Source organism: Pseudogemmobacter humi, assembly GCF_900609055.1.
GTDB classification, from domain to species: Bacteria; Pseudomonadota; Alphaproteobacteria; order Rhodobacterales; family Rhodobacteraceae; genus Pseudogemmobacter; species Pseudogemmobacter humi.
On record NZ_UXAW01000033.1, the window covers coordinates 14702 to 40352 of the forward strand.

Sequence of the window (25651 nt, forward strand, 5' to 3'; positions counted from 1 at the left end):
ATCCCGGGAAACAACGGACATCGCGCGGCACAATGGCACAGAAACCAGGCCTTCGCCCCAAAGCCGATCTGCCGCCTTATTTCAGCATCGACCCGGCGCAGGCCGCGCGCAAGCTGGCCGGTCCGATCGACGCGCCCCGCTTCGCCAAGGCCGCCGCCTTCGCCACCCGCGGCCGCGACGATCTCGCCCGCCGCGGCTATGCGCCCGATGGCAAGAAGCGCCTGCGCCGCTTCTCGACATGGGAGGTGTGCCGCTATCTGATCCCGGTCAACCCGGCCCATCTGCGCCGCGTGCTGCGCCTCAACCCCGATCTGCCGCAGGGCGAGGGCGAGGGCGGCTCGAAATGGTTCACGCTGGACGAGGTGCTGGCCCTGCGCGACCATTTCGCCGCCGAGGGCGCGCGCGGACGCGAATACCGCGCCTGGCGCCCCGAGGGCCTGCCCGCCAAGGTCGTCGCCATCGCCAATTTCAAGGGCGGCGTCGGCAAGACCTCCACCGCCGCCCATCTCGCCATGTCCGCGGCACTCGACGGCTACCGGGTGCTGGTCGTCGATCTCGACAGCCAGGGCTCGATGACCTCGATCATTGGCGGCAAGGTCGAGGACGAATGGCAGACCGTCTTCCCCCTCCTCGCCCGCAACTATGCCCTGCGCCTGCAAGAGGAAAACGAGGCGCGTGTCGCCGCCGGGGACGCTCCGTTTACCTTTGACGAAACTCTGACCGAGGCGCTGAAGGTTTCGCCGCGAAACCTGGTGCAGAAGACCCATTGGCCGAACATCGACCTGATCGGCGCCCAGCTCAACCTCTACTGGGCCGAGTTCCAGGTCCCGGTCTGGCGGATGCAGCTCCGGTCCTGGGCCTTGTGGGACGCGCTCTCCAACGCCCTTTCCGAAGGCGGGCTGCTGGATGAATACGACATCATCCTGCTCGATACCCCCCCTGCCCTCGGCTATCTGACGATCAATGCGCTGGCCGCCGCCGACATCCTGCTGGTCCCCCTCGGCGCCTCTTTCCTCGAATTCGATTCGACCGGGCGCTTTTTCGATATGATCTACTCGACCTTCGCCTCGATCGAAGAGGGCGAGAATCGCGCCCGCCGCGCCGATGGCCTGCCTGAGATGCGCTTTGAATGGGATGCGGTCCGGGCGCTGATCACCCGCTTCGACCCCTCGCAGCAGACCGATCTGGCCAACGTGATCCAGGCCTGGTTCGGCGATTTCATGACCACCTGCCGCCAGGAGATGACCGCTATGATCGGCCAGGCCGGCGAGCAGGTCTCAGGCATCTACGAGACCGATTATCGCGACTACAACCGCGAGACCTGGGTCCGGGGCCGCGAGCCCTTCGACCGCACCTGGGCCGAGGTCAAGGAGGTGATCCTTGGCGCCTGGTGGCGCGACCAGCAGCTTGCCAAAGCCGCAGAGGAGGGCTGATCCATGGCCAGACGCCGCACCCGGTCGCCCCCATCGCCCAGGTCGCCGCCGAGACCGCCTCGGAGCGCGCCGAGGCCGCCCGCGACCGCCAGGACGCCGGCGCCTTCCGCTACGCCCGCGCGCGCGGCCTTGTCCTCATGGAGATCCCGCTCGACGAGATCGAGGCCGACGCCCTGGTCCGCGACCGCGCGGCGCTGTCGGCCGAGGAGATGGAGGAGCTGAAAAGCTCCATCGCCCGCAACGGGTTGCGCTTGCCGGTCGAGGTCTTTGCTTTGCCCGGGGGCGGCTACGGGCTTTTGTCGGGCTACCGGCGGGTGATGGCCTTTCGTGCCCTGAAAAGCCTGACCAAAGACGCGCGCTACGACCGCATCCGGGCGATCCTGCGCGAGCCCGGGGCCATGGGCGGCGCTTTCGCGGCCATGGTCGAGGAGAACGAGATCCGCGCCGGGTTGAGCCAGTTCGAGCGCGGCCGGATCGCGGTGATCGCCGCCCAGCAGGGCGCTTTCCTCAATGTCGAGGCGGCGGTGGACGGGTTGTTCCCGATGGCCTCCAGGGCCAAACGGTCGAAAATCCGCTCTTTCGCACTGATCTTCGAGGAACTGGGCGACATGCTCGCCTTCCCCGACAGCATCCGCGAGAAGGACGGGCTGCGGCTTGCCACCGCTCTGCGGGAAGGCGCCGAGGCGCGGCTGCGCGAGCATCTGGCGTGCGAACGCCCCGAGACGCCCGAGGAAGAGGCCGCGCTGATCGAGGCGGCGCTGGCGGGTCTGACCCCGAAAGCACCCGATCCGCGCAAGGGCGGGCGCCCGCGCCGGGCGGCGGCGCGGCGGGTGGTCCTGTCCTCGGGCTATGAGCTGGAGGCGCAGGAGGATGCCCGCGGCTGGTCGATCCGGCTGGGCGGCCGCATCGTGGACCGCGAACTGGTCGAGACGGTGATCCGCGAGATCAGCCGGCTGCTTGAGCGGCCCTGAGCAGCGCCTCGCCCGGGGCCGAGGGGCGGTAGTGCAGCCGCTGGCTGCGGGCGTCCTGGCGCAGGGGCTCGATCAGCCCGGCCTCGGCGGCGAGCGCCACGCATTCGCGCAGCACGAGGGCATGGGCGATGCCGAAGATCCGGGCGAAGCTGCGGCTGTCGGCGGCGATGCCGAGCGCATGGGCCGCGAGGATCCCGGCCCCCAAAGGCGACAGCGCCGGGGGGCCGTGGTCCAGCAGGGCGTCGGTCAGCCTGAGGCAGTCCCCGGCCGGATCGCTCATCCCGCGGCGGGCCGGAACGAGACGAGGATCGACTTCGAGATCGGGGTGAAACTCTTGTCGCCGTAAGCGTTCCAGGGCACCAGAAGGTTAAGTTCCGGGTAATAGCCCGCGACGCAGCCCTGCGGGATGTCGTAGGGCACGAGGCGGAAGCCCTCGGCGATGCGGATCTGGCCGTCGCTGCCCTGACTGCCGATCACATCCACCCGGTCGCCGCTGGCAAAGCCGGTCCGGGCCAGATCCTCGGGGTTGACGAAGACCACCCGGCGCTCGCCGTAGATGCCGCGGTAGCGGTCGTCCATGCCGTAGATCGTCGTGTTGTACTGATCGTGCGAGCGGAAGGTTTGCAGCACGAAAAGACCCGGTTCCTGCTGAATCCGCTGCCATTCGGTCTGGTCGGGCAGCGGGTCGGCCGAGAAATTCGCCTTTCCGGTTGGCGTGTTCCACTCGCGTTCGGAGGCCGCATTGCGCAGGCGGAAGCCACGCGGTTTGCGCACGTTCTGGTTGTATTCACCGAAGGCGGGCAGCACGCGGGCGATCATGTCGCGGATCAGATCGTAATCATCGGCCAGCCCGGCCCAGTCGACGGCCCCCGAGCCGACGGTGGCGGCGGCGATCCCGGCAACGATGGCGATCTCCGAGCGCAGCTCTTTCGACGCGGGCAGGTTGATGCCGCCCGAGCCATGGACCATGCTCATCGAATCCTCGACGGTGACGATCTGGCGTATGCCTTTGGAATTGCGGTCGATTTCGGTGCGCCCAAGGCAGGGCAGCAGCCAGGCCGCGCGCCCGGGCAACAGGTGGGAATGGTTGAGCTTGGTGGCGATATGGACGGTCAGGTCCAGCCCCCGCATCAGCCGGGCGATCAGGGCGCTGTCGGGGGTGGCGCGGGCGAAATTGCCGCCCAGGCCCATGAAGGCGCGGGCCTCGCCCGAGAGCATGGCGCCGATGGCCTCGGCCACGTTATGGCCCGGGCGGCGCGGCATGGGGCGGCCGGTCTCGCGTTCCAGCGCGTCGATCAGCGCCTTCGGGGCCTTTTCGTTGATCCCCACGGTGCGGTCGCCCTGGACGTTGGAATGGCCGCGCACCGGGCAGAGGCCGGCGCCGGGCCGCCCGACATTGCCGCGCAGGAACAGAAGATTGGCGATCTCGCGGATGGTCTGGACCGAGTGGCGGTGCTGGGTCACGCCCATGGCCCAGGTGCAGATCACGCTTTCGGCGCCCAGGTAGACATGGGCGGCGCGGGTGATCTCGTCACGGGTCAGGCCGGACTGGTCCTCGATCAGGCTCCAGGGTGTGGCTTCGACGGCTGCGCGCCAGGTCTCGAACCCGTGGCAATGCGTCTCTATGAAGGCCAGATCGAGCAGGGAAGGGTGTCCGGCGGCGAGGGCGGCGGCATCCTCGGCGAAGACCACTTTCGCCATGCCGCGCACGGCGGCCATATCGCCGCCGAGCCGGGGCTGGAAATACTCGGTCGAGGTGGCTTCCGAGCCGCCGAGGATCATCTCCAGCTTGTTCTGCGGATCGGCGAAACGCTGGAGGCCCTTCTCCTTCAGGGGGTTCAGCACCACCACTTTGGCGCCGCGGGCGGTGGCGCGGCGCAGATCGGCCAGCATCCGGGGATGGTTGGTGCCGGGGTTCTGGCCGATGACGAAGATCGCATCGGCGCGGTCGAAATCCTCCAGCGTCACGGTGCCCTTGCCGATGCCGATCGCCTCGGTCAGCGCGACGCCCGAGGCCTCGTGGCACATGTTCGAGCAGTCGGGGAAATTGTTGGTGCCGTAGAGCCGCACGAAAAGCTGGTAGAGGAAGGCGGCCTCGTTGCTGGCGCGGCCCGAGGTGTAGAATTCGGCCCGGTCGGGCGGGATCGCGTTCAGGGCGCGGGCGATGCCCCGGAAGGCCTCGTCCCAGCTGGTGGGCAGGTAGCGGTCCGAGGCCGGATCGTAGACCATCGGATGGGTCAGGCGGCCCTGGTGCTCCAGATCGTAATCCGACCAGTTGCGCAGGTCGGAGACGGTATGGGCGGCGAAGAAGTCGGGGGTGACGCGCAGCCGGGTGGCCTCCCACGCGACGGCCTTGACGCCGTTCTCGCAGAATTCAAAGGACGAGCCGTGTTCGGGGTCGCCCCAGGCGCAGCCGGGGCAGTCGAAACCGTCGGGCTGGTTGGCCTTGAGCATGGCGCGCGCGCCCGAGAACGGGCGGCCGGTCTGCATCAGCCGCTTGCCGCAGCTTTTCAGCGCGCCCCAGCCCCCGGCGGCGGCGGATTTACGGCCGATGAAATCGTCTTTGCCCATGGCGGTTCCCTTGCAGACAAACCCCGGCGCCGCCCGGAGGGGGCGGAGCGCGAGGGGCGGATGGCGGGTGATCTGCTGCCGGTGCCTGCGGGACGGGGCAGGGCAAGGGTTGCGGGAAGGGTGATAGCGCGGTTCGCGGGGAAACGCCATGCGGGGAATATATCTTTCTTGCGGTGGTGTTTTCCGCCGGGGCGTCGCACTGTTCGCGGGCTTTGGGGCATGTTAGCGTCGGGTGTCATGAGCCGCCGCCCGCTTCCCTCGCCTCTGCCGCCGCCGCCGCGCCCTCCGGTGCCGCGCTGGATCCGTGCGGGCGCAGAGCCGCTGTTCGCGGCCGGGGCGGCGCTGGCCTGGATCGACCCGCTGGCGCGGGCGGAGGAGCCGGTGGGGCAGCTCTGGCGCAGCCGGCTGGCCCTGGGGATGGCGGCGGTGCTGGCGCGGATCGACGGGCACCGGGTGGACGAGGGGGCCTTGCGCGACCACTGGCTCTTGCGGCGCGCGGGTGACGATCCGGGGCCGGCGGGGCGGCTTTACGGCGCCTGCCGGATGCTGGCGGGGCAGGGGGCCCTGCGCGACCCGGACCGGCTGGCGGCGGCGTTCGATCTGCCGGCGGGGCTGCCGGATCTGCCGCCTGCGGGCGCGCCGGTCGAGACGGCGGCCGGGGCGGCGGCGCAGGTTCTGGCGCTCGGGCCGCGCTATCGGGGGCTGGCGCTCTGGCTGGGGGATGCGGTGCTGGCGCGCGATCTGGGCTGGCCTCGGCCGGTGCCGCTGCTGGCCGTGCATCTGCGGCGCGGCGATATGGCGCTGAAGGGCGCGGCCTGGACCCGCGCCTGCGCGCTGGCCTGGGCGCAGGGCGCGGTCGCGGCCGCTGATCTTCACGCCGATCTGTCGCGCCGCGCCGCCCGGCTGGCAGAGGTCGCGCCGAAGCTGCGCGGGCGCGATGCCCGGGCCGTGGTGGCGCGGCTGATGACCGAGGATGCGCTGGCGCCCGAGGCGGGCGAGCGCGCCAGCGACCGCGCGGCACGGCGGCTGTTCGCGCGGCTGGTGGAGCTTGGCGCGGTGCGCGAGCTGACCGGGCGGCCCACCTTCCGGCTGTATGGGCTCTAGCGATGGCGGCGGAGTTCGACCGCGATCTGGACGATCTGCCCCCGGCGCTGCGCTGGCGCGAATGGATGGTGCGGGCCGAGGCGGTGCTGTTCGCCAGCGCCGCGCCCGTCACCCGCGAGATGCTGGCCCGGGTGGTGGGGCGCGACTGCAGCATCGACCTGCTGATCGACGACATCGCCGCCGGGGCCGAGGGGCGGCCGTGGGAGATCGCCCGCACCGCTGGCGGCTGGCAGATCCGCACCCGGGCGAAATTCGCGGGCGTGATCCGCGCGGCGGCGGCGGTGGAGGACACCAGCCGTCCGCTGAGCCGGGGCGAGGCGCTGGTGCTGACCGCCATCGCCTATCTTCAGCCGGTGACGCGGGCCGAGGTCTCGCGCCTGGTCGGCCGCGAGATCAGCCGCGACACCGTCGCCCGGCTGTCGCGCGCCGGTCTGATCGCGCGCGGCCCGCGCAGCCCCGAGCCGGGCGCGCCCTATACCTATGTCACCGCCCGGGGCTTTCTGGAGCATTTCGGCCTCGACAGCCTGCGCGACCTGCCGGATCTGGAGGCGCTGGAAGACGCGGGTCTGCTGACGCCGGGCCTGTCCGCGCTGCCCGATCTGCCGCTGGCCGGAGAGGACGAGGGCTAGAGGCCGCTTTCAGAGACCGGCGGCTTTGGTCAGATTGACGCGGAAGCGGTCGCGGCGGCGCTGGTAGCGGCGGGTCATCTCGGCCGAGGCATGACCGAGCTGCTTCTGGACGTAACGCTCGTCCACCTCGGCCGATGAGGCCAGCCCGGCCCGCAGCGAATGGCCGGCGAACAGGGCGGTGCGCGCGGCCTCGGGCAGATCGCCGCGGATCCCGGCCCCGGCGGCGGCGCGCTTCACGAGGCGGGCCACTTCGCGGTCGTTGAGCCGCATCGGCCCGGCCTCGCGCCCCTGGCTGGTGACGCGGCGGAACAGCGGGCCGCGCGAGAGCCGCGCGAATTTCACCCAGGTCTCGGTCGCCGCGACCGGGCAGGTGGCGGCAGAGGAGCCGCGGCCGATCTCGACCTCGCGCCAGCCGGTCTTGCCGCGCAGGGTGAGGAGCATGCCCTCGGGCAGGATCTCGATCCAGCCGCGGCCGTCCTGGCTTTGATCGCGCCCCAGGTCGAGGCCGGTGATCTCGGATCGCCGCAGCCCGCCCGCGAAGCCGATCAGCAGCATGGCGCGGTCGCGCAGGCCCCGCAGGCTGGCGGGATCGCAGGTTTCCAGCATGGCGCGCAGATCGCCCGCAAGGATCGCCTCTTTCTGGCGCGGGGGGGCGGCATGGCTGTTGCGGATCCCGGCCAGAACGGTGGCGATATGGCGGTCTCGCCGGTCGAGCCGCAAGCCGCGCTGCGCGAAGTTCCACACCAGCGCCGAGAGGCGGCGCTCGATGGTGGAAACCGAGCCGGGTTTGCCGCCCACGGACGCCGCCCCGCTGGCGCAGGCGGTGATATAGAGGCCGATCACCTGCGGATCGGGGGTCAGCGCATCCGTGCCCTCGCGCCGGCACCACGCGGCGAAATGCTTCCAGTCGGCGGCATAGGCGCGGCGGGTGTTGGCGGAACTGGCGGCTTCGGCATAGCTGCGGGCGCGTTCGGCAAGCTGGTGCAGCGCGCCCGGTGCGTGGCGCGGGGCGGAATAGGGCAGGGGGGTGCCGTCTGATGCCATGCGCGCGGATCCTGTGCCGGTTTCAGGCGAGTCTAGAGCCAAACATCGCCTCAGGCCAGAGGGCCGGGAGGGGTTGCGAGCCGGTCGCGGGCGAGAAGCCGCGCCTGCGCGAGGTCGAGCCGCGAGAGCACCGCCGCCGTGTCGCCGCCGGTCTCGCGGTGCAGCCGGTTCCACAGGCGCAGCGCGGACTGCGGGCTCCAGGGCAGGGCGGCCCCGGCCAGCCAGTGTCGCAGCCCGGGCGGCAGGCGGTCGTAAAGCTCCATCGGCCGGCTGCGCCGGGAACGGCGGCGCAGCGAGGTGGCGAGGTTCTGCATCGGGCGGCTCTCTGTAGTTTAATATGTAATAACATAACTAAACATGAGGGCAAGCCAGGGCCGATAACCCGAGACAGGCGGACAGGGGCCGGTCTATCCTCGCGCCGCGAATCCTGCCGGAGAGTTGAGAGAGGAAGACGAATGAGACTTGTCCGCTATGGCGAGAGGGGCGCCGAGAAGCCCGGGCTGATCGACGCGGAGGGGCGCCTGCGCGATCTTTCGGCCCATGTGCCCGATCTTGCCGGCGAGGTGCTGGCCGATCTGAGCGCGCTGAAGGCGATCGACCCGCGCACGCTGCCGCCGGTTGAGGGCTCGCCGCGGCTTGGCGCCTGCGTGGGCCAGGTCGGGAAGTTCATCGGCATCGGGCTGAACTATGCCGATCATGCCGCCGAGACCGGGCTGCGGGTGCCGCGCGAGCCGGTGATCTTCGCCAAATACACCTCGTGCCTGTCGGGGCCGGACGATCCGATCATCATCCCGCGCGGCTCGGTCAAGACCGACTGGGAGGTGGAACTGGCCTTCGTGATCGGCCGCAAGGGGCGCTATATCCCCGAGGAAGAGGCGATGTCCCATATCGCGGGCTTCTGCGTCTGCAACGATGTGTCGGAACGCAATTATCAGGCGGAACGCTCGGGCCAGTGGTCGAAGGGGAAATCCTCGGACAATTTCGGCCCGCTCGGCCCCTGGCTGGTGACGCCGGACGAGGTGGCCGACCCCGGCAATCTGCGGATGCGGCTGACGGTGAACGGCGAGGTGATGCAGGACGGATCGACCGCGACCATGGTGTTCAAGGTGCCGTTCCTGGTGTCTTACCTGTCGCAGTTCTTCACGCTGCATCCCGGCGATGTGGTGACCACCGGCACGCCGCCCGGCGTGGGCATGGCGATGGATCCGCCGCGCTTCCTGAAGGCGGGCGATGTGGTGGAGCTGGAGGTCGAGGGCCTGGGGCGGCAGCGGCAGCTTTGCGTGGACGACGCATAAGGAAGGGGGCGCTCGCGCCCCCTCTGAGCCTTGCGGCTCATTCACCCCCTGAGGATATTTTCAGACAGAAAATGAGGGGGCGGTTCAGACATTGCGCAGATGCGTCACCCAGGACGGATCGCTGGTGATCTGGCGGAAGCGCATCAGTTTCCACACGCCGTATTTGTAGAAATCGAAATCCAGCTCGGAGACGCGGAGCTGGACCATCGACCAGGCCGCCCATTTCACATCGGCCAGGGCCTTGTGGACGGTGACGCGCGCGATCAGCTGCGGGGTGACGCGGCCGAAATATTCCTCGATCAGTTCGGCCTCGGTTTCCGGGGTGAAGAACATCTCGCCGAACCAGATGCCCAGATCGTAGCAGCGGTCGTTCATCGAGGCGTATTCGTAGTCGATCAGCATGATCGAGCCGTCTTCGCCGACCATGAAATTCCCCGGCATCGGATCGTTGAACGAGGGCACGAGGTCGAGGCCCGAGGCCTCCAGCGCCTCGCGCGCGAGGCGCGTGTTCAGCGCCACCCAGGCCGCATCGCGCGAGACCGGGGCGCCCAGATCCGCCACCTGGCGGTTGTGCTCGTCGATCATGTCGAAGACGGTCTTGGTCAGCCCGAGCGCGGGCAGCGCGTGCATCCGGCGGTAGGCGGCGATGGCGGCGGCGCGTTTCGCCGGATCGGCGAAATCGGCATGGGTCGAGGGGCGGCGGTCGGGGATGAAATCGTTGATCTCGATGCCCTGACCGGCCAGGTCGTCGTAGACCCGCGGGCCGAGGCCGGCGCTCGCGGCTTTGCGCGAGGCATCCATCGCGGCTTCGCGGTCGATGAACATCTCGGTGCCGTTGCCGGGGATCTTGACGAACCAGGCGCGGCTGCCGTCGGCCGACTGCACCCTCCAGTTGGAATTGGAGATGCCGCCGGAGACCGGGGCATAGCTCGCCCCTTCGCCGAACAGGGGGCGGGCGGCGCGGACCGCCCGGGCGATGACGGAGTCGGGGTTGGTCATGGCTCACCTGCGGCGATGCGGATCTTTTCCTCGAATTGCGGATGGTGCAGCGCGAGCCGCGCCCGCATCAGCCGCCATTCGCCGTATTTCAGCCATTCCAGGTGTTTGCGCACGGAAAGCTGGCCGCAGAGCCGGGCCTGGATCGCATGGATCATGTCGTCCACCACCGCCCAGAGCCGGGCGCGGGCGAAGGCGGCCTCGTCCCAGGTGCCGTGATACGCGAGGAAGGGCGCGCGCATGTCGGTCTCGAAATCAGTCATTTCGGCCAACAGCACGCCGATGTCATACATCGGATCGTTCATCCCGGCGCGGTCGAAATCGACCAGCGCGACGCGGCCCGCCGGCCCGGTCATCAGGTTCGAGACCGAGCCGTCGTTGCGGCAGGGCGCCAGCGGCGTGTCGGAGAGCGCGGGCCGGGCCTCCTGGATTAGCGCGAGGACCCAGCCGAGATCCCCGGGCAGGGCGACATTCGCGGCGCGGGCCCGGGCGACCAGGGCGTCGAGCCGGGCGAAAGGGTCGAACCTTTGTGTCAGCCAGGGCAGAGCGTGCAATTCGCGCAGGGCGCGCATCACCGCGCCGCTGAAATCGGGGCGTTGCAGATCGCCCAGCATGGCGGTGCGCCAGCCCTGGTCCAGCGCCTCGAACAGGATCGCGCCGGTCTCGGCGTCAGACCACAGGACGCGCGGCGCGAGCCCGGACTCGCCCGCGGCGTGCGCCAGCGCCACGGCGGCCTCACGGTCGAAGAAGCCGCGCATCTCGGGGTGCATGATCTTGAGGAAACGGCTCTCGCCGCTGGTCGGGTCGAGAAAGACCGCGTGGCTTTCCAGCCCGCGGTAGCTGGGCGAGGCCAGCGCGGCGGGGCCGGGGCGGATCTGCGCGCCGGTCAGCCCGGCGGCATCCACGGCCCGGGCGATGTCGTGATCGGTGACGGTTGCGCTCATGTGTTCGCCGCCGCCGCGCGGTCCAGATCGCCCCCGGCGGCGTCGATCCGGCGGATCATGCCCACCAGCACGTCGCCGCCCTTCGCCAGATCCTCGGGGCTGGTGTATTCGTTGTAGCGGTGGATCACCCCATCGACCGAGGGCACCACGAAGACGATGGACGGGATGCGGCGCTGGATCGTCACCGCGTCATGGCCGCCCACGGTGTCCAGTTCCATCCGGGAATAGCCGTTTTCATCGGAAGCCATTTCCACCAGCCGCACGAGGCGCGGATCGAACCGCCCCGCCGGGCGGCGGTCGATCGAGACGATTTCCGCCTCGACCTTCGCCTTTGCCGCCAGACCCGGCAGCGCGGCTTTCAGCCCGGCTTCGGACCAGTCGAGCATCGCCTGTTCGGGCGAGCGCAGTTCGGCGAACATGATCACCTTTTCCGGCACGATATTCGCGGAATTCGGCGAAATATCGAGCCGCGCGACCGAGGTGTAGAGCGTGTCGGGGGCAGTATCGGCGAGGTGGCGCACCTCGGCCATGATATAGGCGGCGCCCAGAAGCGCGTCCTTGCGCAGCTCCATCGCGGTGGGGCCGGTGTGGGCCTGTTCGCCCGTGACCTCAATCTTCACCTTCAGGGCGCCCCAGTGGCGCAGGAAGGGGGCGATGGTCTTGCCGGCCTTTTCCAGTTCCGGCCCGCCCTCGATATGGATTTCGAGATAGGCGGTGGGTTCGGGGGCGGTGTCGGTTCCGGCATAGCCGGTGCGTTTCAGCTCATCCGCCACGCTTTTGCCGTCGCGGTCCTGGCGCGACAAAGCGAAATCGAGCGTATATTCGCCCGAGAACACCGACGAGCCGAGCAGGCTGGGGGTGAAGCGCGCGCCTTCCTCGTTCATCCAGTCGGCCACGGCGTAGTTGCATTGCGGTTTGGTGCCGGTGGCCTCGCACCACGCGCGGAAGCTCTCGATGGCGGCCAGCGCGGCCATCACGCCATAGGCGCCGTCGAACCGCCCGCCGAGCGGCTGGCTGTCGATATGCGAGCCGACCATGATCAGCGGCGCCCCCGGCCCGGCAAGGTCGATCTGGCCGAAGAGATTGCCGATGGCATCGACCTTCACCTGATAGCCGCGCGTCTCCATCTCCGAGCGGAACCAGTTGCGAGCGGCGGCATGAGCGTCGGTCAGGGCGGGGCGGTCCACGCCGCCCATCGGCGTGGCGCCGAATTCCGAGACTTTGGTCATCAGCGCGTTCAGCAGACCGGCGTCGATACCGGCGGGGGAGAGCGTGTCAGGCATGAGCGTTTTCCAGGGATGCAGAGGCGGGTTCATTGAGGAAACAGGCGGCCAGCGCACGGCCACCGCGGTTCACAAGCACCGGGTTCTCGCGGCGGCAGCGGTCGAAAGCATGCGGGCAGCGGCTGGCGAAGGCGCAGCCGGGCGGCAGGTCGATGGGCGAGGGGGGCTCGCCTTCCAGCAGGCAATCCTCGGGGCGGTAGCGGCGGTCCTCCAGCGTCGGCGCGGCAGACAGCAGCGCGCGGCTGTAGGGATGGCCCGGGTCGAAGAACAGGCGCTCGTTCGGCGCCACCTCGACCACCTCGCCCAGATACATCACCGCGATGCGCGAGCAGACCCGGCGCACCATGGTCAGGTCGTGCGAGATGAAGATATAGGTGAAGCCGTGCTGCGCCTGGAGCCGCTCGAACAGATCGAGCAGCTTGCCCTGTTCGGTCTGGTCCAGCGCGGAAAGCGTCTCGTCCATGATCAGCAGACGCGGCTCCAGGATCATCGCGCGGGCGACGTTCAGCCGCTGGCGCTGCCCGGCCGAAAGCCCGCCGGTCAGGTGGTTGTAATAGCCGTCGGGCAGGCCGACCTCGTTCATCACCGACCGCGCGCGCTCGCGGCGCTCGGCGGCCGAACCGATGCCGTGGATCTTCAGCGGCTCTTCCAGGATCTTGCCGATGGGCCATTGCGGCGGCAACGAGCCGTAGGGGTCTTGCAGCACGAGCTGGAACTTGCGGCGCATCTCGCGCAGTTTCGACGCCGGGGCAGAGCCGACATCGGCGCCGTCGAAGACAATCTCGCCATGGTCGGGACGCTCCAGCCCCGTAAGCAGCCGCATCAGCGAGGATTTGCCGCAGCCCGATTCCCCGACCACGCCGAAATTGTCGCCCTGATACACATCGAACGAGACATTCCTGACCGCCTGGACCACCGAAAGCCCGGCCTCGCCGCGGCGGCGGATGCGGTAGGCCTTGGCCACGTCGCGGATCGACAGCACCGGCACCGGCGCGCCGCGTTCCTCGGCGGGGGCGTGGGTGGTCTCGTCCCAGAGCCGGGGCAGTTCGGCGATCAGCTTGCGGGTATAGCCGCTTTGCGGATCGCGGATCAGGGCGGCAGGCGGCTGCATCTCGGCCACCCGGCCCTGGTTGAGCACCATCACCCGGTCGGAGGCGTCGCAGGCCACCGGCAGCGAGGAGCAGATGAACAGCACGGCGGTGGAAAACTGATGGTTCAGATCGCGCATCAGCTTCAGGATCTGCGCCGCCACCGTCACGTCGAGCGGTTGGGTGATGTTGTCGGCGATCAGCAGGGGCGGGTCCGAGATCAGCGCATCGACGATCATCGCGCGCTGCATCATGCCGCCGGAATACTGGAAGGGATATTCCTCGAACCGCTTCGCCGCCGCGGGGATGCGCACGGCGTCGAGCAGCTGGATCGCCTTGCGTTTCGCCTCGGCCGAGGAAATGTCGGGCCGGACCGCGCGCAGTTTCTCAACCAGTTGCGCGCCGACGGTCATGGTCGGGTCCAGCGCGCCCGCCGGATTGCCGCCGACATAGGCGATCTCGCGCCCGGCGAGGCGGCGGGCCAGGGCCGGATCTTTCACAAGGTCCTTGCCGCGAAACAGGATCTTGCCGCCGGTGACGCGCAAAGGATCGGCCAGCCAGCTTGCAAGTGCGCGCGCCAGCACCGTTTTCCCCGAGCCGCTTTCGCCGATCACCGCGAGGATCTCGCGCGGGTGCAGATCGAAGGAAATGTCGCTCAGCACCGCGCGCTCGCCCGCGGCGACGGAAAGGCCCTCGACCCGCAGGACCGGATCGGTTTGGGTGGCGGTTTCCATGCTCAGGCCCCTCCGTAGACTTTGTTGCGGGCGCGTTCCAGGGCGGCCCCCATCAGGTTGATGCTGGTCAGGGTGACGACGAGGAAGGCGCCGGGCATGGTGGCGATCCACCAGGCGTTCATGATGTATTTGCGCCCGTCGGCGATGATATTGCCGAAGGTGGGGGTGGGCGGCTGCACGCCAAGGCCGATGAAGCCCAGCACGCTTTCAAAGATCATCATCCGCGCGATGTCGAGGACGGCGACGAAGGCCATCGGCGGCAGGACGAGCGGCAGGATCAGCAGGAACATGATCCGCATATTGGTCGCGCCAAGGACGATGGCGCCGCGCACATATTCCTTTTTTGACTCCGACATGACGGTTGATCGCATGACCCTCGCATAGACCGGCCAGCCTGCCAGCCCGAGCACCAGGATGATCGAGGGGATCGTCGGGCGCGACACGCCGAGGATGGTGATCGCGAGGATGATCATCGGAATCGCAAGCTGCGCATCGGTCAGCCGCATCAGCACCATATCGACGCGGCCGCCGTAATAGCCGGAAAGCAGCCCGACGATGGCGCCCACCAGAAGCATCAGCACCGTGGTCGCCACCCCGATCAGGAGCGAATAGCGCAGCCCCACCAACGAGCGCGACAGCATGTCCCGCCCAAGCTGGTCGGTGCCCAGCGGATGCTTCCAGGTCCAGGTCTCGCCCATGAACAGGGGCGGGATCAGCTTTTCGCGCACGCTGAGCTTCGTGGGGTCGATGCCGCTGATCTCGGGGTAGAGGGCTGCGGCCAGCACCAGCAGGATGAAGACCACCAGGCCGATGCGGAACTCGATCGAGGCGAAGGCCAGCCGCCAGATCCGCGACGAGACGGTCTGCGCGGCGGCCACGCGGTCGGCGGCGGGGGAGATGTCGGTCACGCTCATCAGTAATCCAGCCTCGGGTCGATGGCGGTCGCCGCAAGGTCGACCACGATATTGATCAGCACGAAGGCCGCGGCGGTGATGATGGCGATGCCCTGGATCAGCGGGAAATCGCGCTGCATCACCGCGTTGATCGTCAGAAGGCCAAGGCCGGGGTAGTCGAAGATGAATTCGATCACCAGCACGCCGCCAAGCAGCATCGAGAACTGCACGCCCAGCAGGTTCAGAAGCGGCACCGAGGCGTTCTTCAGCGCGTGTCGAAAGACGATCTGGCCCCAGGACAGCCCGCGCACCCGGGCGATGTCGATGAAATTCTGCGCCATCACGCCCGAGACCGAGACGGTCAGCGTGCGGATCAGGAAGGGCGCGATCTCGATTGCCAGCACGAAGGCGGGCAGGATCGTATAGGCAAAGCCGTGATAGCCGATCGAGGGCACCAACTGCCATTTGACCGAGACCACCAGCGCCAGCACGATCCCCAGCCAGAAATTCGGCAGGCTGACGAATATGGACGACAGATACAGCGCCATCCGGTCGGGCCATCGGCCCGGATTGAGCCCGCCCGCGATGCCGATGGGCAGCGCGATCATCAGCGCGAAAACCATGGCGAGCAGCGCAAGCTGGATCGTCATCGGCGCGGTCTCGGCGATCAGGGTCAGCACGCGGGCGCGCTCGCCCCGGGTGGAATCGTCGAAACTGGCGCCGCCCACCGCCGCGCCGCTGGCCGGGCGCACGAAGCTCTGGCCGAAGTCGCCGCGGAACACGCCGCCGATATAGCGGGCGAACTGCACCGGAATCGGATCGCGCAGCCCCATTTCGGTGGCGATCTCTTCGATCAGCGCCTCGGGCGCCATGCCGCCGGCCATCAGCCGCACCGGATCGCCGGGCACCACCCGGAGCAGCGTGAAGATCAGCGCCGAAACCAGAAAGACGATGACCACGCCCTGAAGCAGACGACGGACGAGGAACCTGAGAACGAACATTCAACCCCCGGACGATTGGCTGGGATGGGTCGGGAAGGCGCGCGGGGCGCCTTCCCTCTGGGCGTTCAGCCCTGGGTGGCCGCCGAGGCGTCGATCTGGCCGTCGGGATACATCATCAGCCCGTCCAGTTCGGTGCGGATACCGTGCATCAGCACCGAGGTGAACAGCGACAGCGCCGGAACCTTGTCCGCGAGCATCGGCATCAGATTGGTCTGGAGCGATTCGCGCCGCACCTCCAGCGAGGGGGCGTTGCGCTCTTCGTCCAGCGCCGCGTCGATCTCGGGATCCTCGATGCCGCAGATGCGCTTCGACGAGGAATGGAAATGCGAGCGCAGCACCAGATCGGGCTCGGGCGAGCCGGTGGACCAGCCGCAGTCGACCATATGGCCCGGGCCGCCGCCGGGACGGTCGTAGAGCCGCTCGTTCCAGGCCGCGACCTCCATCACGTTCAGCGTGACCGGGAAACCCTGTTCCTGCATCAGCGCGGTGATCACCTCGCCATATTCCTTGGTCTTGGGGTAGAAGCCGGTCGAGGTGATGTATTCCAGTTCCGGCAGACCCTCGCCGCCGGGGAAGCCGGCCTCGGCCAGCAGGCGCTGGCATTCCTCGGGGTCGTATTTCGGATAGTTCTCCAGATCGACATAGCCGAATTTGATCGGCGAGACGAAGTTGGACGAGGCATGACCGGCCGATCCCATCACTTCCATGATCAGATCGCGGTCGATGGCATGGCAGGCGGCCTTGCGCACCAGCGGATTGTCGAACGGAGGTTTCGAGCAGCGGAACCAGAGGTATTTGTTCTCGACCGAGACCTGGCGCGAGATCTTGATGCCGGCCTCGGCCTCAAGCGTCTCGACCTGTTCGGGCTCAAGCCGCTCGATGATGTCTGCCTGGCCCGACATCAGCGACAGCATCCGGGTGGTCGCGTCGCCGACGAAGGAGAAGGTCACGCCCGGAACGGTCGGCTTGCCTTTGAAATAGCCGTCGAAGGCCTCCATCACGGTGTCGTTGCCGCGCTGCTCGACAAAGCGGAACGGGCCGGTGCCGTTCAGCCGCTGCGTCAGCGGGCCCGAGCTGCCCTGGGCGATGTCGTCCGCCGACATGATCGGCAGGTAAGAGGCGAGGAAGATGAACAGCGAGGCGCCGTAGCCGCCTTTCGAGGTGTCCACGATCACGGTGTAATCGTCGGGGGTGGTGACCTCGAAAGTGTCGGTGGTGCCGGGATAGACCTGCTTCGGCCGGTCGGCGCCCGAGCCGTATTCAAAGGTGGCCTTCACATCGGCGGCGGTGAAGGGCTTGCCGTCGTGGAAGGTCACGCCCTCGCGCAGTTTGATCTGCAACTTGTGCGCGTCGAGTTCGGTGATCTCGGTCGCGAGTTCGTAGATCACCTCGTCGGGATTCTCGGGGGTCATCGGCGCCCGGGTCAGATAACCCATGACGAAACCCTCGATGTTGGTCTGCGACAGCGTGGTATGCGCGCTCGGATCCCAGTTGCCGGTGATGTTCTCGGCCGAGAGGAAGACGATGGGTTTCGTCGCCTGGGCCATCGCCGGTTTGAAGAAGAAATCGGTGTTGACCTGCGGCATTGCCGCAAGCGCGCCGAACGCCGCCGAATAGTTGATGAACTTCCGTCTGCTGATCATTGCAGTCTCTCCATGTTGGATGCCCGTTTGCGGGCCGTTCTTCGTTTTTTGCCGCACGGTGATTTCGCCCCGTGCGATTTGTATTCCCCGGCGGGTCAGGCGTGCGGCGCCTGCCCGGCAAGATGTTTCAGCGCCGCCTCGTGCAGCGCGGGGGTGGCCGCCGCGATCACGTCGCCCGCAGAGGTCAGCCCGAGCGGGCGCCCGTCCCAGTCGGTGATCACCCCGCCCGCGCCCTGGACCACCTGGACCAGCGGCAGGAAATCGAACGGTTGCAGCCCGGTCTCCACCACCAGGTCGCAATGGCCCGAGGCGAGCAGCCCGTAGTTGTAGCAATCGCCGCCGTAGCGGGTCAGCCGCGCCTGTTCCGCCACCGCCTCGAAGGCGGCGCGGGAGGCGCCGGGGAAGGCGAAGGGATTGGTGGTGTAGATCCAGGCGTCCTTCAGCGCGGTGCAGTCGCGGGTGCGGCACTCCTGGCCGTTGAAGGTGCTGGGGCGGCCGCGCGCGCCCTGCCAGCGTTCATTCAGCACCGCCATGTCGATCTGGCCCAGAACCGGGGTGCCGCCGTCCAGGAGCGCCATCAGGCAGCCGAACAACGGGTGTCCGGTGACGAAGGATTTGGTGCCGTCGATCGGATCGACGATCCAGACCCGCGGGCTTTCCAGGTTTCGCGGCGCCTCTTCCTCGCCGAAGATGCCGTCTTCGGGGAAGCGTTCGGCGATGCGCCCGCGCAGCATCGCCTCGATCGAGCGGTCGGCCACGGTGACGGGGGATTTGTCCTCCTTGTCCTCGACATGGATCGGACGGCGGAAATACGACAGGGCGATGTCACGCGCGGCATCGGCCGCCCCGGCCATCAATCCGAGTTCGTCCAGCAGATCGGATGTGGAATTGCGTGTCATTGTGTGCACCTGTGCCGCCTTTAACCACAGACTAAGTGCGAATCGCAGGGTTGCGCAACAAAATTAGCCATTCCGGGCGAAGAACATGCGTCTTTATTTGCATATGGCTGGAAAAACTGGCCAAACTTGCCGTGTTTCGCGGTGATATGCTCGGGAATGCAAAGATTTCAGGCATAATCGGGCGAAAACCGCACATAAAGACTCGATGAATGTGGATTTCCATGCAAGTCTGTCCAGATGGAATCGCGGAGGTGCCTATGTGGTCGCATGAGCGGCAGGCGAAGATCCTGGGGCTTCTGACCGCGCGGCAGAAGGTCTCGACCAGCCAGCTCGCGCTGGAATTCGATGTCTCGCGCGAGACGATCCGCCGCGATCTGCTGGAGATGGAGGAGCGCGCGCTGCTGACCCGGGTGCATGGCGGCGCCATGCTGTCGGATCACGTGATCGAACCGGAACCCGCTTTCGAGAAGCGCCGCGGCCATAATGCCGAGCAGAAATCCGCCATCGGCCGGATGGCGCTGACGCTGATCCCCGAGGGCTCGACCTGTTTCATCGACACCGGCACCACCACCATCGCCTTCGCCCGCGAGCTGATGGCGCGCGGCAATATCCGTGTAATCACCAATTCGCTGGAGATCGCGCGGATCATGGCGGGCGGCAAGGATTGCGATGTGCTGCTTCTGGGCGGGCGGCCGCATCGCGACGTGCCCGCCACCTATGGCGAGATGACGCTGTCGCAGATCGACCGCTTCCTTGCCGATTTCGCGGTGATCTCGCCGGTGGGGCTGCATGTCGACCGCGGCGTGACCGATTACGAGCTGCACGAGGCCGAGGTCGCCCGCGCCATGATGCGCCGCGCACAATCCTGCGTTGTGCTGTGCCATTCCGACAAGATCGGCGTGGAGAGCCGGGTCTCGATCTGCCGGCTGGACGAGGTGGATCACCTTGTCACCGACCAGAATCCGAAAAGCGCCGGGCTGAGCCTGTCGCGCGGCGCGGTGCATTTCGCCGGTGTGGAATGATCCGCCGGGCGGCGGGGCCGGGCCGGAAAACCGGATATTGCCGATTCATCCTTTCCGGCCTCTCACGCGGTTGCACATCCCGGCTGCGGCCGTTAGAGAGGCCCTTCACCAGCGGGTCGCGTGTTTTGGCAGACCGCTTATTGACGCTACGTCAACCAGTGTGCAGCATCAGCGAATACTGTTTTCAGAATTACCGGGGAACCGGGACGCTCTGGAAATGTTGATTGCCCGACACAACTGTAAGTGGCAAACTGTGTCTTAGTCACGATCATGGCAAGTTTTGTCTGGACTGGACCATGATGCATCTGATCGACCTGAGCGAACTTACGGCCCAGCGAGGCAGATTCGACTTCTTCCTGGAGCAGGTAAGAAGCCGTTTCGGATTCGATCATGTCGCCTACCTGGGTGCGAACCCGGTGGCAGGCACGATGCACGGCTATGTCACCTACCCCGAGGAATGGAAGCGGCTTTACATTCAGAAGGCGTTCCACCTGATCGACCCGACGCTGACCATCGCGCAGCGCAGCATCTCGCCGGTGGACTGGTCGCGGCTGGAGCAGACCGAGAACTTCCGCAAGGTCTTCAACATCGCGCATGATTTCGGCATCACCAGCCACGGCCTGACCATTCCGGTGCGCGGACCTTACGGCGATACCGGCATGCTCAGCGTCACGCTCGACACCAGCGGGCATGAATGGAAGGGGCGGATCGCCAGCGCGATCGGCGAATTGCAGTCCATCGCGGTGCATATGCATGATGCGGTGATGAACTCGGACGCTTTCTCGAACGTGCTGCGTCACAGCCTGCTTTCCTCGCGCGAGATCGAGATCCTGCAATGGACCGCCGCGGGCAAGACCCAGCAGGATATCGCCGATATCCTCGGCATCTCGCACCGCACCGTCGAGGTGCATCTTCGCTCGGCGCGCGAAAAGCTGTATTCTCTGACCACGCCCCAGGCCATTGCCCGGGCCATCGCGCTGCATCTGATCTATCCGATCTGATCCCGGCCGGTGCTGCCGCCGCCGCCGTGCGGCCCGTTTCTTTGCCCCTATGGGACCCCCCGGCGATAAAGACCGCGGATACCTCCATTGGTATTAAGGGATTCCCCGAATGGCAGAGATTTTCACCAGCAGTTAACCTCTTCCTACGGATGCCAGATGGGGGCTACCATGATCATCGTTATCGACGCTATCAATAAGCATTTGTTCGGCGACGTGCTGGACGAGATGTTCCAGTTGCGTGCCCGTGTGTTCAGCGACCGGCTGGGATGGGATGTTTCCATTGAAAACGGGCGGGAGATCGATCAGTTCGACCACCTGGATCCACTTTATCTCGTCGGACTCGACGACGAGGGCAATGTGGTGTCCTGTGTGCGCGCCCTGCAGACCACCGGGCCGCATATGCTGTCGGATGTGTTCAGCTCGATCCTCGACGGCGAGCCGCCGCTGCGGTCCTCCAGAATCTGGGAATCCACCCGGTTCTGCGTCGATACCGCCCGGCTGCAACGCGACGGCGCCAGCGCCACCGCGATTTCCCGCGCCACCTGCGAGCTGATGGTCGCCACGCTGGAAACCTGCCGCGATGCCGGGATCACCGATATCATCACCGTGATCGACCCGGTGATGAACCGCGTGCTGAAACGGTCGGACAATGCGCCCTATGATTACGTGGGCTCGGTCAAGCCGATGGGCAAGGTCTCGGCGCTGGCGGCGCTGCTTGATTGCAGCGACGAGCGGATCGCCCGGGTGCGCGCCTTCGCCGGGCTGCATGACAATGTGATCGCCACCGAGGCCGAGGTTCTGGCGCTGCGTGCCGCCCGGCGCGCCGCCGAAGCGGGAGACGGATGGATGGACGGCCAGCAGGCGACTTCGCTCCCTGGGTATGCCGTTGCCGCCTCTGTCCGGCCGACGATCGGCCTGCGCGCGCTTGCGGGCTGATCGGCGCTGCGGTCACCGGCGGTTCTCCGGTGACCGCAGCTGAATGTTAAGGCAACGAACCACCTGATGCTTATGACCGACTACCGACAGATCCCTGGCAATGCCCGCACCGTTCCGGCAACCGGGACGGCCTCGCTTTGCCCGATCGCACCGGCCTGCGTGCTGGTATGCGTCTGCGCGGCGGTTCTCGGTGGGCTTGCGGCCTTCTATTCCTGGCAGGCGGGCCCGCTGTGGTCGGTGGTGGCCGGGCTGGTGACGGGGCAGGCCGCCTTCGGCCTGGCCTGTCTGAGGGTCTGTCTGAAGGGAACTTACACAATGCCCGGGCGTTTGGATGAGATCGAGGCCGATCTCGCCGCATGCCGGGAATGCGGGGTTGATGCCTCGTCGCGCTGAAACCGGGGGCAATACGAAACGGGAGTAAGTCAGATGATGATCGTCGCGATTGTGTTCGGAGGTGTTTTCGGACTGGTTTTCGGGCTTGGCAGCTGGCTGATGGGATTTGGCCTGCTGGCTTCGCTGATCGTCTATGTGGTGGCGGGCAACCTGCTCAGCCTCTGGCTGATGGCGCGGTTGCGCGTCGAGGACGGCATCGGGGAAAACCCGCTGACCGAGGCCCGGATCCGCGAGGATCTGGCCGCCCTCCAGGAGGCCGAGGCCCGCAGGATGGCGCTTGCCGCCAGCGACGGCAGTTCGCTGTTCCGGCTGCTCAGGATGCGGGCGGAGCTCGACCGGATCGCCGCGTCCGAACGGACCTTGCGGCACAGACGCTGAGGCGTCAGGAAGAGCGCGGGCGCAGCAGGCGCACCAGCGAGCGCGCCACGATCCGCGCATCGGTCGGCAGGCCGGGATGCGCGGCATAGGCCAGCGCCAGCGCCTGCCGGTCGGTTTCGGCCTGCGGGCCCTGGTCTGGATGCAGGCTCTCGGGGGTCAGGATGCCCGGCCGCACCGTCAGGATGAGGCGGGTGACGGGAGAGCCGCGATCCAGCCGGGCCACCGGAATCGGGCGCGGCCCGACAAAGGACATATCGCCCTTCAGCACATTCAGGATCTGCGGCAGCCGGTTCAGCCCGCTGCTTACCAGAAAGGCGCCGATGCCGGTCAGCCGCGGATCGCGGCCCGGCTTCACCGGCGGGCGCAGGCGCTTTGCCGCATCGGCATGGACGATGCGGAACCGCAGCTGGCGAAAGACCTTTCCGTTTCGCCCCGCGCAGGACAGCCCGAGAACCACCGGCCCCGGACCAGATGCCCGGATCAGCACCGCGATGACGATCATGGCGGGCAGCGCCATGATCAGCCCGGTCAGCGCCAGGAACAGATCCAGCCCACGCTTGAGAGCCGCATGCGCAGCACCCTTTCCCTGGAAAGGACTCTCCTCCGGCGATCGTCCGGGAGCCGTCATGAAATGATCCTGTTCAGAACCGTGCAGCGCCGGGGCGCCTTTATAATCTAAAGCAGGAAATAATTGTTCATCTGGTTAATTTCAAATCCTAAGACGCGTCCGAGGGGAAACACTGCGTTCATTCAGGCCGGTTTTGCGTAACATCCGTTCGCGTGGTGGGCGGATGTGCATCATGGCCGGCCCCCCTGGCATGCGAATCGGCGACATGCGGCTGATGACAGACCATCGGCTCTTTCATGACAAGGTTTCGCCAGATTTGGGCGGTGTTCTGCATCCGGGGGTTGTGTGGCGCTCTCGGACCTCTCCCCCGGCAGGTTTTCTCCGTGAGGCTCTGCGCGCATCCCGCCGCGCAAAGGGCGAAACATGAAAGGGATAGCGAAATGGCAGCGGTGCTGATCGTTGGAAGCGGCCTTGCGGGGCTGGCGGCCGCCTTGGTGGCCTGGGCTTTGGGGGGCGGATTCTTCGTCATGATTCTGTGCTATGCGATCACGGCAAATCTCGCCTTTTCGCTGCTCAGCCTGTTTGGAACCGGGCGCGATGCCGATCCGGCCGGTCGCGGTTTCGCCGAAGAGATCGAGGAGGATCTGCTGGCGCTGACCGATTCGCTGCGCGAAGAGGACCGCACTTTCCAGCGTTTTCCCGAATTGCGCGATACCGGGCTGCGGCCGCGCAACGCGCAGGGCTGACCCCGTCGCCGGGTCAGGCGCCGCGCCAGAAGCCGCCTTGCGACATGCCCGGTCGAATCCCGGCCTGCGCGGTTTCGGGGCCGAAGAACGACATCTGGCCCAACAGCACGTTCACCACCTGCGGCAGCCGGTTCAGTCCCGAGCGGATCATCATCCGCCCCACAGCGGTCAGCCGCGGATCGCCGCCCGGTGCCGCGCCGGGATCGGTCAGCGCCCGGAACTGGCGGGCGCGGGCGTCGGTATGGACGCTGCGGAAACGGTATTGCCGGAAGCTGCGCCCGTCCGGCCCCTGACAGTCCAGTCGCAGAAGCACCGGCCCCGGGCTGCTCAGCCGCACCATCAGCGCCAGCCCGATCAGGAACGGCACGACAATGGGCAGCACCAGAAGCACAAGCCCAAGGTCCAGCGCCCTGGTTTTCAATCTGCTCAGCCGGAATGACACCGATGCACCTGTTACCTTGCCGGGTCTGGGATCCCGGCTTCCGATCCGCAGGAGGGCCATCCTCCGGCTGTTGCGAGGGTGCTAGAGCAGCCCGCGATTCGTGTCTATCGGGCGCTGTGTGCAAAGGCCGTTGCGGGGGCCGGAATGACGCTGCGTTATTGCCGCGCTGTCACCCGCCCGCAATACGGGGCGCTGGCGGCGCAGCTTTCCCCCTGCCGGGGCCACCCCCGCCGCCATCTGGCGCCGGGCTGGCCTGGCCGGAAGAGCAGGCGCAACGGGTGGTCAGGGAGTTGCCGCGCGGAGTTATGGCCGCGAACGCACTCAGGCGTTTTGCAACACCGGATCGGCGGCGGCCGGGCGGCTGCGCTGGTTCAGCAGGCCCCAGAGGAAGCCGTTGGTCACCGACTGCATGCCAAGCGCCGAGAGCACCGCGACCAGCGCGGCCGAGCGGGTGATTGCCCCGGGATCCATGGCGCCGAAGCCGGTCGAGGCCCAGAACCCGACCGAAATCGCCGTGGCGACGAAGGCCATCAGCAGGAAGAAGGCCCCGGCCTGGCAGGCGGCCTCGACCGAAAGCCGGGCGCGCAGGGCCTCGAACCGCGGCGAGGTCGGCAGAAGGTTGGTGCGCACCGCGAACAGCCGCGCCAAAGCGTGGAACCAGACCAGTTGAAAGCCGGTGATGATGAAGGCGGCGGCGAAGATCAGCGCTCCGGTGTCAAGCGAGACCGCGCCCAGATGCAGGGGCCCGAACATCAGCGGAGCGAACAGCGCAGCGCCAAGCCCGAGCAAAGCGAGGCCCGGGTAGAGGAACAGGCTGAACGGCGCGAAGGTGAGAAGCAGCTTCAGATGCCGCCAGCCGTCATGCCAGGTCCGCAGATGCGGCTTGCGCGAACGGCCGTCGGGCTTCAGCGTGGTGGGCACTTCGACGATCTTCAGATCGGCCAGGGCGGCGCGCATCACCATCTCGGGGCAGAATTCAAGCTGCTCGGTGATCAGGCTCAGCCCAAGGATCGCGTCGCGCCGGAAGCCGCGCAGCCCGCACTGGAAATCGCCCACCGGCGCGCGGTAGAGCGTGCGGCCGATGAAGGACAGCACCGGATTGCCGAGGTATTTGTGCAAAAGCGGCATGGCGCCGGGTTCGATCCCGCCGAGGAAGCGGTTGCCCATCACCAGATCGGCGCCCTTGCGCAGTTCTTCGACGAAAGCGTCGAGGCGCGAGAAATCGTAGGAATCGTCGCTGTCGCCCATGATGACGAAGCGCCCCCGGGCGGCGGCGATGCCGGTGGAAAGCGCGATTCCATTGCCGCGCCGGGGCGCCAGCACGACGCGGGCGCCCAGCCGTTCGGCAATCTCGCGGCTGCCGTCGGTCGAGCCGTTGTCCGAGATCAGCACCTCGCCGTCGATGCCGGTGCGGGCCAGGAAGCCCTGCGCCTTGAGGATGCAGGTCTCAAGCGTCTCCGCCTCGTTCAGGCAGGGCATCAGGATCGTCAGTTCGGTCATGGCCGGAGTCCGGTGCGGTTGCTTTCCCCCGAAATGAGCCGCCGAATATGCCGAAAATGGGACGCTTTCCCGGCGCCATCAGGGTATTCCGGCCTGGCCGCCGCAGAAGCGGTTCATTCGCGCCACAAAGATGGCTG

At 67.3% G+C, this 25651-nt stretch carries 26 protein-coding genes; 11 read left to right on the forward strand and 15 right to left on the reverse strand.

The features are described 5' to 3' along the window. The first annotated feature begins 32 nt into the window (after positions 1-32). Positions 33-1433, forward strand: coding sequence for an AAA family ATPase (locus tag XINFAN_RS01800; protein WP_124084783.1), 1401 nt, complete (start codon positions 33-35; stop codon positions 1431-1433). Then, a complete protein-coding gene (locus XINFAN_RS01805; RefSeq protein WP_233352092.1) occupies positions 1391-2404 on the forward strand; it encodes a ParB/RepB/Spo0J family partition protein in 1014 nt (337 codons plus the stop codon). The genes XINFAN_RS01800 and XINFAN_RS01805 overlap by 43 nt, the downstream gene beginning before the upstream one ends. Here the strand turns inward: XINFAN_RS01805 and XINFAN_RS01810 are convergent. Both XINFAN_RS01810 and XINFAN_RS01815 read right to left on the reverse strand, forming a co-directional pair. Then, a complete protein-coding gene (locus tag XINFAN_RS01810) occupies positions 2379-2684 on the reverse strand; it encodes a hypothetical protein (protein ID WP_124084784.1) in 306 nt (101 codons plus the stop codon). The genes XINFAN_RS01805 and XINFAN_RS01810 overlap by 26 nt on opposite strands. Further along, the gene (locus XINFAN_RS01815; protein WP_124084785.1) at positions 2681-4975 is read right to left on the reverse strand and encodes an FdhF/YdeP family oxidoreductase; all 2295 of its coding nucleotides are present in this window, start codon (positions 4973-4975) and stop codon (positions 2681-2683) included. The genes XINFAN_RS01810 and XINFAN_RS01815 overlap by 4 nt, the downstream gene beginning before the upstream one ends. A gap of 237 nt (positions 4976-5212) precedes the next feature. Here XINFAN_RS01815 and XINFAN_RS01820 point away from each other — a divergent pair, with 237 nt between their 5' ends. Continuing rightward, positions 5213-6079 (forward strand): DUF1403 family protein, encoded by an 867-nt coding sequence (locus tag XINFAN_RS01820; RefSeq protein WP_199286341.1) that lies wholly within the window; start codon positions 5213-5215, stop codon positions 6077-6079. A 2-nt stretch (positions 6080-6081) separates the two neighbouring features. Continuing rightward, positions 6082-6708, forward strand: coding sequence for an SMC-Scp complex subunit ScpB (gene scpB / locus XINFAN_RS01825; RefSeq protein WP_124084787.1), 627 nt, complete (start codon positions 6082-6084; stop codon positions 6706-6708). 9 nt (positions 6709-6717) lie between these two features. Here the strand turns inward: scpB and XINFAN_RS01830 are convergent, their stop codons facing one another. Next, positions 6718-7752 carry a tyrosine-type recombinase/integrase gene (locus tag XINFAN_RS01830; RefSeq protein ID WP_124084788.1) on the reverse strand — a complete coding sequence of 345 codons (1035 nt, stop codon included), beginning with the start codon at positions 7750-7752 and terminating at the stop codon, positions 6718-6720. Positions 7753-7802: 50 nt separating this feature from the next. Further along, on the reverse strand, positions 7803-8066 hold the full coding sequence (locus XINFAN_RS01835) for a DUF6525 family protein (RefSeq protein ID WP_199286342.1): 264 nt from the start codon (positions 8064-8066) through the stop codon (positions 7803-7805). A 141-nt stretch (positions 8067-8207) separates the two neighbouring features. On the opposite strand from XINFAN_RS01835, the gene XINFAN_RS01840 reads away from it, so the two are divergent. Continuing rightward, positions 8208-9047 carry a fumarylacetoacetate hydrolase family protein gene (locus tag XINFAN_RS01840; protein ID WP_124084789.1) on the forward strand — a complete coding sequence of 280 codons (840 nt, stop codon included), beginning with the start codon at positions 8208-8210 and terminating at the stop codon, positions 9045-9047. Between the two features lie 84 nt (positions 9048-9131). On the opposite strand, the gene XINFAN_RS01845 is transcribed toward XINFAN_RS01840, so the two are convergent. The 8 genes from XINFAN_RS01845 to hisN form a co-directional block, all read right to left on the reverse strand. Continuing rightward, on the reverse strand, positions 9132-10046 hold the full coding sequence (locus XINFAN_RS01845) for a choline/ethanolamine kinase family protein (protein WP_124084790.1): 915 nt from the start codon (positions 10044-10046) through the stop codon (positions 9132-9134). Next, positions 10043-10987, reverse strand: a complete 945-nt coding sequence (locus XINFAN_RS01850) for a phosphotransferase family protein (protein WP_124084791.1) — start codon at positions 10985-10987, stop codon at positions 10043-10045. The genes XINFAN_RS01845 and XINFAN_RS01850 overlap by 4 nt, the downstream gene beginning before the upstream one ends. Then, on the reverse strand, positions 10984-12270 hold the full coding sequence (locus tag XINFAN_RS01855; protein ID WP_124084792.1) for a Zn-dependent hydrolase: 1287 nt from the start codon (positions 12268-12270) through the stop codon (positions 10984-10986). The genes XINFAN_RS01850 and XINFAN_RS01855 overlap by 4 nt, the downstream gene beginning before the upstream one ends. Next, positions 12263-14092, reverse strand: coding sequence for an ABC transporter ATP-binding protein (locus tag XINFAN_RS01860; protein ID WP_124084793.1), 1830 nt, complete (start codon positions 14090-14092; stop codon positions 12263-12265). Before XINFAN_RS01860 ends, XINFAN_RS01855 begins: the two co-directional genes overlap by 8 nt. A 2-nt stretch (positions 14093-14094) precedes the next feature. After that, positions 14095-15006 carry an ABC transporter permease gene (locus XINFAN_RS01865; protein ID WP_124084794.1) on the reverse strand — a complete coding sequence of 304 codons (912 nt, stop codon included), beginning with the start codon at positions 15004-15006 and terminating at the stop codon, positions 14095-14097. Next, positions 15006-15986: an ABC transporter permease gene (locus tag XINFAN_RS01870; RefSeq protein ID WP_124084795.1), complete on the reverse strand. Its 981-nt coding sequence runs from the start codon at positions 15984-15986 to the stop codon at positions 15006-15008. The genes XINFAN_RS01865 and XINFAN_RS01870 overlap by 1 nt, the downstream gene beginning before the upstream one ends. A 65-nt stretch (positions 15987-16051) precedes the next feature. Next, on the reverse strand, positions 16052-17629 hold the full coding sequence (locus XINFAN_RS01875) for an ABC transporter substrate-binding protein (protein WP_199286343.1): 1578 nt from the start codon (positions 17627-17629) through the stop codon (positions 16052-16054). A gap of 95 nt (positions 17630-17724) precedes the next feature. Continuing rightward, entirely contained in the window at positions 17725-18528 is an 804-nt protein-coding gene (gene hisN, locus XINFAN_RS01880; protein WP_233352093.1) for a histidinol-phosphatase, read from the reverse strand. 257 nt (positions 18529-18785) lie between these two features. Between hisN and XINFAN_RS01885 the strand changes: the two genes are divergently transcribed. From XINFAN_RS01885 to XINFAN_RS01905, 5 genes are all read left to right on the forward strand, one after another. After that, entirely contained in the window at positions 18786-19550 is a 765-nt protein-coding gene (locus XINFAN_RS01885) for a DeoR/GlpR family DNA-binding transcription regulator (RefSeq protein WP_124084796.1), read from the forward strand. A 299-nt stretch (positions 19551-19849) separates the two neighbouring features. Beyond that, positions 19850-20551: a LuxR family transcriptional regulator gene (locus XINFAN_RS01890; RefSeq protein ID WP_124084945.1), complete on the forward strand. Its 702-nt coding sequence runs from the start codon at positions 19850-19852 to the stop codon at positions 20549-20551. Positions 20552-20719: 168 nt separating this feature from the next. After that, positions 20720-21487: an acyl-homoserine-lactone synthase gene (locus XINFAN_RS01895; RefSeq protein ID WP_124084797.1), complete on the forward strand. Its 768-nt coding sequence runs from the start codon at positions 20720-20722 to the stop codon at positions 21485-21487. A 66-nt stretch (positions 21488-21553) separates the two neighbouring features. Further along, a complete protein-coding gene (locus XINFAN_RS01900; protein WP_124084798.1) occupies positions 21554-21880 on the forward strand; it encodes a hypothetical protein in 327 nt (108 codons plus the stop codon). A gap of 33 nt (positions 21881-21913) precedes the next feature. Continuing rightward, entirely contained in the window at positions 21914-22258 is a 345-nt protein-coding gene (locus XINFAN_RS01905; RefSeq protein ID WP_124084799.1) for a hypothetical protein, read from the forward strand. Positions 22259-22262: 4 nt separating this feature from the next. Here XINFAN_RS01905 and XINFAN_RS01910 read toward each other — a convergent pair whose 3' ends face one another. Beyond that, positions 22263-22886, reverse strand: coding sequence for a sugar transferase (locus XINFAN_RS01910; protein WP_124084800.1), 624 nt, complete (start codon positions 22884-22886; stop codon positions 22263-22265). A 380-nt stretch (positions 22887-23266) separates the two neighbouring features. Between XINFAN_RS01910 and XINFAN_RS01915 the strand changes: the two genes are divergently transcribed. After that, positions 23267-23572, forward strand: a complete 306-nt coding sequence (locus tag XINFAN_RS01915) for an FAD-binding protein (RefSeq protein WP_124084801.1) — start codon at positions 23267-23269, stop codon at positions 23570-23572. Positions 23573-23585: 13 nt separating this feature from the next. Here the strand turns inward: XINFAN_RS01915 and XINFAN_RS01920 are convergent, their stop codons facing one another. Both XINFAN_RS01920 and XINFAN_RS01925 read right to left on the reverse strand, forming a co-directional pair. After that, complete coding sequence (locus XINFAN_RS01920; RefSeq protein WP_160144516.1) at positions 23586-23993, reverse strand: sugar transferase; 408 nt, start codon at positions 23991-23993, stop codon at positions 23586-23588. Positions 23994-24335: 342 nt separating this feature from the next. Then, the gene (locus tag XINFAN_RS01925; RefSeq protein WP_124084803.1) at positions 24336-25514 is read right to left on the reverse strand and encodes a glycosyltransferase family 2 protein; all 1179 of its coding nucleotides are present in this window, start codon (positions 25512-25514) and stop codon (positions 24336-24338) included. Positions 25515-25651 lie beyond the last annotated feature (137 nt).